The organism is Gardnerella sp. DNF01199S (assembly GCF_049244155.1).
GTDB lineage: Bacteria > Actinomycetota > Actinomycetes > Actinomycetales > Bifidobacteriaceae > Bifidobacterium > Bifidobacterium piotii.
This window is the reverse complement of sequence record NZ_CP058380.1, coordinates 438,975-452,132: the sequence shown is the minus strand read 5'-3', so window position 1 is coordinate 452,132 and position 13,158 is coordinate 438,975. Positions and strand designations below refer to the sequence as shown.

Here is a 13,158-nt window from a genome sequence, read left to right as displayed (position 1 = left end):
TTTAACAAAAAGACCGAGCTGTTTACGCACGGTCTTTTTATTTTATTTACTGACTTTTTCTATCTTTACATAAAGTTACATAAAGATTAAGAATCACACTCCAAAAGCATAAGTCTTAGTGTCTTGAAGCTTACCATCTTTTGAATACGCTTCGAAATGAGTCCAATAAATTCCAGGATGAGGACTCCACAAAGCCCATGGCCCCTTAAATTGGCTCACCCACTGCTTAGCGTTGTAATCGTAAATCTTAATAATCGTATATCCACTAGGATTATTCGTTACAGCGCCTAAGAGAACGCTACTTCCTTGCCAAGCTGCGTAAGTTCCAGAAACAATCGTTTTTTCAACAAACTCAGGCTCAACAGGATTGTTTACTTGGTAGCGGAAGGCAATTGTTTTACTTCCAAGAGACTTATAAGTGTAAGCATCGCGAACCTCGCAATGAAGCCAATAATCGCCATTGCTTGTTACCCAAGATGCCCAATTGCCAACACTCCAATCAGATATTGTATGCCATTGTTTATTATACAAATCGTAAGAAAGCCAACGATATTCCAAGCGTCTATTCAAATTGCCTGTAACAGCAGCTCCAACAGCAATATCGTTATTGCGAATAATCCACGTAAAGTCTACGCTAGTTTGCGTTACTGGAGAATTTGGACCAGTTCCAAACGCGCTAACATCAACATTTCCATCAATACCAGATATGCGAGCCTTAGACGTGTACTGCCATCCGCGCAACGCCGTTCTAATGTTAAATAGCGGAGTTGCGCCGTAGCTAGCAACCCAACTTGCTCGATCGTGAATGTATTGCGAATTAAGCGGGCCTCTCAAATAGTTTGCATATGAGTAAATGCCAAGTTTTGTGTATCCTGCGCTATACAGCTGATTCCACCAAGACGAAACAATGTTTTGGTAAACGTATGGGCTAGTTGGAGCAGTGTGGCCAGCCCAAACCCATTTTTCAAGATCGTAGTAAACAGGATAAGAAAGGTCGCCTGGACTAACGCCTGCGCGCCTAAGAAGACTTGCAACGTCTGCGCCCTCGTTAGCGCCATCTTCTGGTTTTTCGGCGTAAGAATACATGTAAATTCCAAATGGAATGCCTAAACGCTTGCATTCTCTAATATTTCGCAAAGCGTATTTATCGTAGCCGTTTTCCCATCCGTAGCTAATTCGTATAATCGCGCCTTCTACGCCAGCTGCCTTAGCTGCAGCCCAGTTAATTTCTTTTTGATATTCGGAAACATCAATCACACCACTGGCGTTGTACGCAAACAGGCTTCCATTGCCATCATAGAATGCCTGAGTTCCGTTGTAGTCTCCCCACCTAGTGCCAAAGCCGTTTGTTGGCAAAGAAATCTTACGCACCGAGCCATAAGTTGTATACGTGGATGTTCTAGATTCTAAAGCTTGTGACTCCTGGCTCTTTTCGTTTGAGTCAGTTTCTTGGGGATTTTTTTGATTAGAGCTTATAAGAACAACCTTGTTTTTTCTAAGAGAACGCTTATTTTCAACATGCTTTTTGCTAGAAATCTGAGTGTTATTGGTGGTAGAAGAATCAGCATTAGTACTATCTGAATTAGTTACATCTGAATTAGCACTGCTCGAATTTTCGCGCTTTATCTCTTTTCGCAAATCGCCAACAGTTATAGGCGTAAAACGCTCACCGTTACTTTTAGCAAGTGGATCTGGCTGCTTATCTTTAGTTCCAACAAGCTTAGAATCGGTAATAGTTTGGCCAGTTTTAAGTGACTTTAATTCTCCATTATCTGCAATCGCATACTTTGAAGACACAACTTCGTCTTTGTTTGTAAAGGAAGATGCCACTTTTTTAGGCAACTTAGAATCATTGCGTGAATCGCCATTAGAAAACGCATTTAATTGATCTTCTTCAACAGTGTTAGTGCCATTATCTGACAATTCCGCACTATTTTCACCATCTGCGCTATCTGCAATATTTGCGACTTTGGAAGCAACATTCTTAAAATCCAAACGATTTTCTACTTTAAACGCAGGAGCAGAATTTACAACAAGAGCTGTTGCTATAGAAACTAAACTTGCAATTACACGTACAATAAACTGTCCCAAAATCCCTCCAGACACATGTTTTACGTGTTTAACTGTTACAACAATACCAACATGCGCAAACAGCTTAAAACATGTGTGCATGAAAACAAAATGGAATCAAATAAGAACAAAAGTAAGAATAAAAGTGGAGCGGATGACGGGAATCGGACCCGCGTCATCAGTTTGGAAGACTGATACTCTACCATTGAGCTACATCCGCAATATGCGAATTTTGCAAGCTATTAATTGCCTTGCAAAACAGCAACTCGATTAATTATACAGACTGTTTAGACCTAAAGCAACTTTCGACACTCGCGCTAAATTGTACAATTCTCGGAAAATTTGCACATTTAGTGCACATTGAATACACATTCATGCGTAAAATTCGCTGCATGCTCGCATGATTAAGGTTTTATGATTAAAACTCGCGTAACTCCAAAACAACAAACGCAAGTGCAATAGCAGAAGAGTTTTGCACTAAGCCATCGTGACTTAAAGACAGATGCCAATTAGGGCGTTTTACGCCATCTACGCGATTAACATCATTAGCGCTGGCGGATTCCTGCGGATTAGTCGCCTCTGGCGTGTGCAATGACTCTAAAAGCTTTTGATTAACGTCTTCACTAAGCCGAACGCTTGGGCATCCATGCGAATCGTCTAAAATCTCAATGCTTGCCCAAGGCGTGTTGTCTAAAGTATACGGATATTGCAAACCAAGAGTGCTCATCGCCTCGCACCACGCTTTTATAACCGCCTCTTTACCAGCCCAGCGAGCCGCAACATGAATCGCCTCAGCGTCGTTTTTTAAGTGTGCTCGCATAGCGCACTGCCTAAGCTCACGCGTAGAAAATAGCGAGCGCCACCCATTGCCATCTTGCATTTGTTGCGCAAAATCCGCAACATTAACAACATCGCAACCAATGCCTGCAATCATTGAACTCACTTCCTAACTGCTCTAGAGCGCGCGACGACCTGCCTTTTCGCTTAAAGCGTAGCGCGCGAAGGCAATTTGGCGCGCTGAGACGCTCAGCGTAGAAGCACGGTGTGCTTCTACGGCGGCGAAGACGTTCGCGCGCTTAGACCGCGCTAACGATACACCTCGATAGCGTCGAAAAATCTCGAATCTCTACCTCACTTTGCGTAATCATGTAGTGCGTTTGTACTGAATTTTGGTGTTTTTTGATACAATCGCACTACAAAAACACGCAGAACTGTAGTGCGATTGTATGGCGACACGCCGTATTTTAGGTACAATCGCACTACAAGGCAGGTCGATTCGTTAGCAATAATAGCCACTTGCATCTAAGCGAGCATCTGGGTTTAGCAGCATAGCTTTTTCTGCCTCATGCCCATCGTAGCGCGATCCATCTGGCATGCGCGTGCCGTCTTTAAGCAAACGGCGATTTTCCACAGGCTCAAACAGTTGCACATGATCCATCATGCCCTCTTGCAAAAGTCGATGGCCCGCAGCCAAACGCGCATTTGCCTTTGCTCGCCACTCGTTAAGCGCATCCACGCCAGCGCTAGACGCTACAGCCGCCTCAAACGCACCAGGATGCACAAGCGCCACGAATCCGCTAACATGCCCGAATCCAAGCGATGTAGCAAGAGCCGCTTTAACAGATCCAATATGAATCCTCTTTCGCAACCAAACCATGTGGTCGTCGCGCGCAAGCTTAGGATCCACGCAATCAAGCGAAGCGTTGATTGGAACCCAACCACTTCTAAACAGCTGAGTCAAGCCATTAATCTGGAACACGCATGCGCCACCCTTTGCGTGGCCAGTAAGCGACTTTTGGCTAATCACAAATAGCGGATTTCCGCTTGTGCGCCCAATCGCGTGAGCAAGCGTATTGTGCAACTCGGACTCGTTCGGGTCGTTTGCGTTTGTAGACGTATCGTGCTTAGAAACAACAGCAATATCGTCTGGAGTAACACCAAGAGCCGCCAAATCGTGCACAAGCTTGGAATCGCGGCCGCCCAATCCTGCAGCGAGCGCACCCAATCCTGGAGCTGGAATCGAAGTGTGAATACCATCCGCGTACGAGTGAATAAATCCAACTACGCCAGCAACAGGCAATCCAAGCTTAAGCGCAATATCTCCTCGCGTAATAAGAATCGTGCCTCCGCCTTGCGCTTCCAGGAATCCTCCACGCCTGCGATCATTGGCACGCGAGAAGAATCGCGGATTTATGCCCTTTTCGTACATTTCCTCGCTGTTTGCAGTAGCGTTCATATTGCCAAAGCCAACCACGGACTCAACGCCAATATCGTCAATCGCGCCTGTTACAACAAAGTCAGCTTTGCCAAGCGCAATCTTATCAACGCCTTCTTCTAGCGAAACTGCAGCAGTGGCGCATGCCGAAACTGGCTGAACCATGTTTCCATAGCCGCCAATATACGTTTGCATTACGTGAGCTGCAACAACATTTGGCAACGCTTCTTGAAGCACGTCTGTAGGAATTTCGTGATTTAGGAATCTATCCAAATACAGCTTTCGCATAGACGTCATTCCGCCAAATCCTGTGCCTTGAGTCGATGCAACAAGAGACGGATGCACAGATTGCAAGATTTCCGAAGGCGTAAATCCTGCGCAAATGTAGGCATCAACAGTAGAGACTATGTTCCAAAGAGCAATCGGATCTACGCTTCCAACCATCGAAGCTGGAATACCCCACTTTAATGGGTCGAAGCCCTTAGGCAATTGCCCACCAACAGTGCGCGTCATGGCTGCTCGCCTTGGCACGCGAATCATGGATCCAGCTTTGCGCGTAACAATCCATTCGCCAGACTCTGGGTCGCTAGAAATCTCTGTGTGCTCTTCGTCTAGCGCCACATATTCGCGCGCAATTTGCTCTGTAGCAACGTTGAAAGACACATCGTGGTCGAGGAAGATTTCGGCTTCTTCTTCGTTTGCTCCGTCTTTGTAGTCGCTGCCCATACCAGTCTCAAACGGCCTTATTCCCGAGCGAGCCACTACCTCGTCGCGATACTTTTCTGCAATGTCTTCTTCTGGCACAAGCGTGCCTTCCGCATCGTACCATCCTGGCTTTGGCGAATCTTGCCAAGTTAGCAAGCCCATGCTCCAAGCCAATTCCAAAACAGCACCTGCACAAAGCGAAACCGTTCCGTCATCTTGGATTGACTGCTCGGCACTAAAGCGCGTACGACCAGAACCCCAAGGGCCAATCTCGCCAACAGAAACTATAACGATTTGGTCTTGCGGCTTTGCTGTTACGTTCTTCCAATCTTCCAAGTTCACGCTTGCTTGAGTTGGAATATTTGGAGACGGAAGCGCCTTATTTAGAGACTTGACTTCAGACTTGATTGAAGAATCGTTTGCAGCATTCTGATTAGCCTGCTTACGACTATTCTCTTGCAAAGCTTGAGCTTTAAGCTCGTTCAAGTCAAGAGGCTCCGAGCCTAATCCACCTGTTAAATCAACGTCTAGAGGCGCCTTTGCAGCAAGCTCGCGCGCATCTTTAGTGCACAAGTCAAGCAAAAGATTTGCCATCTGGCTTGTTGTAAAGGTTTTTAAGCCACGACTTTCAACAGCTTCCACAAGAGGATCATTGCCTCCCATTAAGCCAGTTCCGCGCACCCAGCCAATCTTTGGATGAGCAAAAGTTACGCGATTCGACCACACTTTTTCTGCATGCGCGCGGTTAACAATGGCGTCAAATGCGCTCTTGACTTCGCCATAAGCTCCGTCGCCGCCAAAAATACCGCGATTAGGCGATCCTGGCAACACAACGTGCATACAATGCTTTACATCTGTATCTGCTCCGATTTGCGCAAATCCTGCGATTGCGCGCTCAACACCCCAAAGCATAAGCCTGGATTGCGATTCAAAAAGCGCACCAGAATCCGCCAAAGTTCCACTAACTGGCGGAGCTGCAAATGGGAAGAACAGCGTTGGGCTGTAAGCAGGCTTCAAAATGGTGGTTGTAGCGCCACTAACCTTCTTAGAAACTGTGCCAACCCACTTTACAAGAGCGTCAACATCTCGATAACTAGACAAGTTTGCTGGAACAAGCCACAATTTAGCCGAAGCTGTTGCGTGAAGTCTGTAGGCTTCTTTAGCCCACTTTTTTACACTCGGCTTAAAGCTGTGAGAAGTGGCAATAACCGTAGCTCCGCCTTCTAGAAGACCAGTCACAACTCGTGCTGCAATCGAATTTGGCGCAACGCCTGTTACAACAGCAACGTCTCCTTCAAAGCAATTTGAGAAGATTTGCGAATCGTCTCCATAATGCTCATGATTGCGCAACTTTGGCAAATCGCTAGTAGACTTTAGTGCATCTTTTGCGACTTGCTCAAAAATAGAAGACAATACGTTGCGATTATTATCGTTGCGATTATTACCGTTGAATTTATTATCTTTGCACTTTTTAGCAAACCACTCAGCTTCGCGAGCGGTTGCGATCCCTAATCCAACAAAGCTACCGTAGCGGTTCAAAATTTCGCTAACTTGCTTAAGATCTTCGGAATTATTCGCGCAAGAATCATACCCAGAATTGTAGTAGATACGCGCCAAATCTTCGCGAGCGCTAGCCCATCGATCGTCGAAAAGAATCGCCTTGCGCTCATCGAATCGAGGCTCTACTTGCTTTGGCCAATCTGCTCCAAGCTCAGCTTCTACAGCTGCAACAACAGCCGCATTTTCATCCGCTTCATCTTGCACTTTAGGCTCTTCAACACCAAGCTTTGCTAGCACAAACTTAGCAGTGGCAGCCAAAACGCCATCCGCGCCAACAACCTGCTGTGCAAAAGCGTCAAGCGCTGCAGAATCAACAACCGCGCCACCTGCAGCGCCAGATCCTGCAGAACCTGGCTGAGCAAGAGTAATTCCATGCTGTTTAGCAACTTGATTAATCGCAGAATCAATCAACGCTTGAGCTGCAGAAGCGTTCTTTGCTGGCTGCGTAGAGAGCTGCGCCAAATCGCCTCCGCGAACGCTTGCGCCAGAGCGCGTTTGCAAAACAAGCGCCGCCAAAACGTGCGCACGCCAGCCTTCGCCAAGCTTATAGACTTCCGTAATTCGCTTATCTACTTGAGCAGGCTTTACGCCAGCTGCACCAAAAAGCGACCTCAAACTTTGCCTTACAATGTCGCTAAGAACGGCACCAAAAGCCTTGTAGCGAGGAGCAGCGGAGTTTACTAGCTTGCTAAGAGCACTCATTGGAGCTTCCGCAGCGCCGTCCACGCTAGGCACGCCAAGCTCGGAGCTTATGTCCATTAAAAGCTGGTTTCGCCTAGAAGATACGCCGTTTGTTAGCGTATCCGTTGTGTCGGCAGCGCCAATTTGGTCGGCGCGAATCTTAGCACTGTATGCAATCAGCATTTCAATAGCATCCGACGCCTTAAATGCAATATCTTCAACAGAATCAGATGGCACATTTGGCACTGCATTTGATGCATTTTGCACATTTTGCACAGAATTATTTGCATTATTATTTGCATTTATTTGAGCAGATGCAGCACTTGCCGTTGCGGAAGCTTCCGACTTTTGTGCGGCCTCCTGGGAAGAATCGCCAGCAGCAGCCGCCTGCTCATTAGCCGTGCTTTCATCGTCTTCAAAAACTTCTGGCACAAGCGAATCTGTATCTGTTTTATAAACACGACTCTCGTCTCGTCCAACGTTATAAACAGCAACACGCTGACTACTAAACTCTGGCAATGCAAGCGTTTTTGTACCAAGATTTGCCAAAGTTGGAGCATTCGCTAAACCAACTTCAACGTATTCTTCTACACCTAATCCGCCGCAAGAAGTGCTAGAGAACATAAGCGCTTGCGTTTCAATCCAGCGAACAGGGGAAGCAAACTGCCAAGAAAGAAGCTCCGTAAGAAGCAATCTGCCAAGCTTTTGCTCGTCTGCAGCATAAGAATCCCAAGTTGCATCATCTTGTAAAGCCGCTTCAATTCGCTTTGAAGGCACAACGTCTAGAATCTTTTGCGCAAATTCGCGCGTAAGCTCAAACGGGCATGCAACCAAGTTTGGAATGTAGCGGTCAACAAGCACTGAGTAGTCAATATGCTTTGGAAGAAGCGAATCCAGCTTATCGCGGAACTCTGGCACACCTTTTCTAAGCAGCTTGGAATGGAATGGCACGTCAATTCCTGGAACCAAAATAAACGGCGGCTTTCCACCATATTCTTTAGCACGCTTAGCGGAATCTTCGGCCAAAGCTTTAAGACCTTTTATTGTTCCTGCAATCGCATACTGCTGACCTGCCAAATTGTAGTTTACGATTTGCAAGAATTCGCCAGTTTGCTTAGAGATTCCTTCAACATACGCGTTTACGCCATCGTCTCCTACGCCAAACTGGTTTGGACGCAAAGCTCCCATTCTATAGTTGGATCGGCCTTGCGCATCTCGCTCAATCAAATGATGCATTGTAGATCCGCGGTGGAACACGAGTTCCAACACGGTTTCTAGCGGAATAATTTGAGCGAAAGAGCTTAGCGCATTGTATTCACCAAGCGAATGGCCAGCAAAGTAGGCAGGCCAAATATCGCATCCAGCTTCACGCAAGCGAGCAGTTTGTGCAAAAGCAACAGTAGCGAGCGCAACTTGCGTAAATTGCGTTAAGTTAAGCAAGCCTTCTGGGTGACGATACGTTACGCCATTTGCTGTTAGTTCCTTAGGATTATCTCGAACAACAGCAAGAATTGAGAATCCGAGCTTTTCGCGAGTAAGCTTATCGGCGCGCTGCCAAGTTTCGCGCACAGCTGGCGATTTTGCGCGCTCATCTAGCGACATACCTTGCTTTTGTATACCCTGACCTGGGTATACAAAGGCGGCGCGCGGCGAGCCTGTAAGAGCGCTGGCCTTAGACACAACTTGCCCATTTACGCGGCATGTTACTTCTAGCGCAAGTCCTGCGCGTCGAACTTTTCCTACGCGCTCAACAGTTATCTCAACCTTATCGTTAAGCTGCACCATGCCGTACATGTTGTACGTCCAGCCAATCAACTCGTAGCGCGCGCCTTTTTCGTCCAAGGCTTGCGCAACGTGCTGAGCTGCCGCCGAAAGCCACATTCCGTGCACAAGCGGCGCTTTAAGCCCAGATATTGCAGCGCCTCTGTAAGAAGTGTGAATTGGGTTAAAATCGCCAGAAGTGCGCGCAAATGCCGTCATGTCTTTAGGCGCGCTCAAAACAACTCTTCTAAGCATTCTTCTAGGAGTTGCATCTACATCATATTCGTGCAAATCCGCGGCAGCTCCGTATTGCGCAGCAGGCTTTGGCAGAGCTGCACTGTAGCTGCGACCACGAATCGCGAATCGTTCTGTTTCGTGAGCTAGATGCGTTCCGTCTTGCGCATTGTGAATTATGTGTATTGTCACTACTCGCCCAGAAGCTGATTCGGCGTAATCTTCTGCCCAACCAGTGAGGTTTATGCGTGTTCCAACATATTTTTGCAGGTCGTCTGTAGATACATCTAGTTCTATTAGGTGATCTAAATGAACCGCGTTAAGCAAGCCTTCGATTACTGGGTACCCGTTTACCATTACGGATCCCAAAGCAGAATAAATTGTTGGCCAAGCAGGACCAACTAGCGCATCTGGAACAATTCTAGACGGCTGTAATCCGCCCGAAAGTCGCCCAGCTGTAGCAGATTCGTGATCGATTCCAAGATTTCTAGAAAGCGTGTACGAAGACTTTACTACGCCGAATGGCACTTCTTGCGACTTGCTGCTTTCATCTACTTTAGGCATTTCGCTTAAAGCATCTCCCGTAATCGCAACGTTTCCAATGCCTGCTGTAGCTGCAAGCATCTTATAAACGTGCTCTGGCAAGCGATCTCTATCTACTACCGGCACGCCCCCTGCGCGATTTGCATCTACAATAAGCGGAATCACAATGCTTCGCACAGCATGATTCTTATTGCTATTATCAGCCTTACTTGAATCGTTAGCACTTGAATCGTTAGCACTTGAATCATTGCCGCTTAAATCATCCCAGAATGTGTCTAATTTAATATCTAAATCAAGCTTAATTACGCTATCTTCTTCACTAACAACGCTTATAACGTAGTTTTCGCTATTATTTTGCGTTTTATAAGCAGGATTAGAAGTTAGGTGACCAATCCAAGATATATTCGGGCATGCGCGCACGTATTCTTCAACATTTTTTGCGCACGCGATTTGACTAAACGCGCTTTGACTAAACGCGCTTTGCGCAAGAGAAACTCTAGAATCGCCAGCAACCGAACGTTTTATAACCGCATCTTCAAATCTTCCCAAAATATCTGCGATTGGCTCGTCCATTGTTGTTATTCCAGCAACAGAAATCGGCCCTGGAATTACGCGAACAGCGTCTGCCGAGTAACGCGAATCTTCCGACTGCCAAAGCTGATCTTGGCCCCACCAGCGAAGCAAATCGTTGTCGATTACTGGCACAAACGGCATTGGCTTAGGGTATTCGCGCACCAAAGTTGGGAACCATGCAGCATCCATTGGAATAACATTTGTTTGCGCTGCATCTGGGAACTTTTCAATAAGATTGTTCAAAGCTTCTTGAGGATTTTCAAAAATGATTTTAGAAGAAGGCAAGCTTGACTCAAATTCGCCAGAATCTTGCAACGCAAAACGCGCTTCGATTCTTTTAAGCAAATGAGCATATCGATCCGCATACGTGGAATCTGCCCACGGGTAGCATAAATCGAGGAATCGCTGGGCAAATTGCTGGTATGTCATGCTTTCAACATTGCCAAAATATGGCTTTGCTGTTGTGTTAAGAGCAGCAATAACCTCGTCTTTACGTAATTCAAGCTCTTCTGGATGCTTCATCATGTGCACAAGAAGCCTTCCACAGCGCGCAGATGCATTCTCAATCTCGTAAATATCCGCGTGCAAATGACTTAATCCGCTTGTTACTCCGCCAACAACCTTTCCAGAAGGCACCCAGCGCTCGCCAATCGGAGCAAACGGATCTTCACTTGCGCCAAGACCTTCCACACACGCATCATTTGCTTCTGTAATTCCAGGCGTCTCCACCAACATGCGCTTAACTTGCGGGCTTGTGTGCGCTTCCTTTGCCGTCATTGCTGCAGTGCCAATCATCACAGCATCTACTGGCATATTTGGCAAGTCGTACTTATTGGACCATTCGCCACTAATGTAGTCGGCAGCTCGCGAAGGAGTGCCGACTCCGCCACCTGCTACAAGCACCAAATTATTGCATTCGCGCACTTGAGTATAAGTGCTAATAAGCAAATCGTCTAGCGACTCCCAAGAGTGGTGGCCGCCTGCAGATCCACCTTCTACTTGCGCAATAATCGTTGCTGGCTTAACAGCTTTTGCAATGCGAATAACTTGACGAATCTGCTCTACTGTTCCTGGCTTAAAAGCAACATACGGGAATCCATCTTCTTGAAGAGTTTTAACAAGTTCCTTCGCTTCGTCTAGCTCTGGGATTCCTGCAGAAATAACAACTCCGTCGATTGGCGCTCCCGAAGCGCGCTTTTTTGGAACTATACGCTTGGCGCCAAATTGCAAATTCCACAAATAGCGGTCCATAAACATGGCGTTGAATTCTACAGTTGCTCCCTCTTTTAGCTGCTTTTGGAGCATTTCAACATGCTTGTTAAACACTTCTTCTGTTACTTGGCCACCGCCTGCAAGCTCCGCCCAGTATCCCGCGTTTGCAGCAGCAGCAACGATTTGCGGGTCTACGGTTGTTGGAGTCATGCCTGCAAGAAGAACAGGAGCCTTGCCCGTTAGCTTGCTAAACTTTGTAACTACTTTGCGCCCTAATGGCGTTTCTACTACGCGTGGTGCAAAATCCGCCCAGCATCCCGTTCGCAAAGAATTTGCGGAAGAAGCATCCATTGTAGACGCATTAGCACGATACGCCATTGTTCCAGCTTCTACAATTCCAGCGCCACTTCCCTGAACTAGCACGCTTGTAAGCTTTCCAAGCACTTCTCCAGGACCCATGTCGATTATCCACAAATCTTTAGCAGATTTGCCCAGATTTGCCAAAGTCTTTTTGATTTGACTTGCCCAATCCACTTGTTCTACTAAAACTTGATTTGCAAGACTTCTAGTAAGCTCGGCATTTAATCCAGCTTCTTTTGCCCATTTTTCAGCGTTATCTACCGCTTTGCTCATCATTGGCGAATGGAATGGCACTGTAACGTCTAAGTACTCTGCGATTGGCGCAAAAACCGATCCGCCGCGCATCTTCATATCTCGTAATTTTTTAGAATGAGCCGCTTCTTTTTGCGCTTCGCTTAAAACGGCCTCCATGTCTTGCGGATAGCCCGATAACACCATGTGATTTCGCGAATTTTTAACTGCTATCGAAACTTCGGCACGCTTACGATCCACGCGAGAAATCAAGACTTCTGCCTGTTTTTGAGTTACGCCTTTTAATGAGAGCATTGGAGTAGCATTGCCGTTTGCGCTTATTTCCAAAAGCCGCGCTTCGCGATCTGCAGCCGCTCCGATTATGTATGCAATCGCCAAAAGTTCCGCGATTTTGCTTTGCGCTGCCTGCCAAGAACCAGCCTCTAATCGCGCTTCTACCATTTTTGCAGCAATCACGCCTTGAGAATGCCCAAGACTTGCGATTGGCTTGCAAACTTCAAAATTGTACCCAAGATTCGTAAAATCGCTAACAGATGCAAGCTGCGCCAATGTGATTCCTGGAACGCTTATTTGAGCGTCTTGCGTGCGCTCGTTTGCAGATTCTAAAGCGTCGAATACGTTTATGTCTTTTCCTGCGTTTGCTAAAAGCTGCGCATATATGTTGTTTAGAAGTTTTTTGGCGCAATTGTTATACTCGCGAAGCTGAGCGTTTAAGTCTTCATCTTTTTGCGCGTCTTTTAACGCTTGAACCCACGGCGTGGATTGCCCTGCAAAAACTAAAATATGTGGATTTTGTGCAAGCTCATCAAATAAGTATTTTGTCATTTTATTTCCTTTGTTTGTGGGTTTACGTTTTATTTTTAAGATTTGTGTTTTGTGTTTTGATTATTTGTGACTTTGATTTATTTGTGACTTTGATTATTTGAAATTGTTGCTAGTCGCGTCCGCGGCTGCTTGCGACTTTTGCGCGGCTGCCAAATCATTCTCAAATC

General features: G+C 46.5%; 3 protein-coding genes and 1 tRNA gene. All 4 read right to left on the bottom strand.

Going from position 1 to position 13,158, the window contains the following annotated elements; all coding sequences use genetic code 11:
* Positions 1 to 93: 93 nt before the first annotated feature.
* The 4 genes from HXT45_RS01785 to HXT45_RS01770 all read right to left on the bottom strand — a co-directional run bounded on the left by HXT45_RS01785 (position 94) and on the right by HXT45_RS01770 (position 12,991).
* Positions 94 to 2,091 (bottom strand): GH25 family lysozyme, encoded by a 1,998-nt coding sequence (locus HXT45_RS01785; RefSeq protein WP_421782269.1) that lies wholly within the window; start codon positions 2,089 to 2,091, stop codon positions 94 to 96.
* A gap of 125 nt (positions 2,092 to 2,216) precedes the next feature.
* Positions 2,217 to 2,290: transfer RNA gene (locus HXT45_RS01780), tRNA-Gly, on the bottom strand.
* 198 nt (positions 2,291 to 2,488) lie between these two features.
* Positions 2,489 to 3,004 carry a holo-ACP synthase gene (locus HXT45_RS01775; RefSeq protein ID WP_004132957.1) on the bottom strand — a complete coding sequence of 172 codons (516 nt, stop codon included), beginning with the start codon at positions 3,002 to 3,004 and terminating at the stop codon, positions 2,489 to 2,491.
* A 345-nt stretch (positions 3,005 to 3,349) separates the two neighbouring features.
* On the bottom strand, positions 3,350 to 12,991 hold the full coding sequence (locus HXT45_RS01770; protein ID WP_421782045.1) for a fatty acid synthase subunit beta domain-containing protein: 9,642 nt from the start codon (positions 12,989 to 12,991) through the stop codon (positions 3,350 to 3,352).
* Between the last annotated feature and the right edge of the window lie 167 nt (positions 12,992 to 13,158).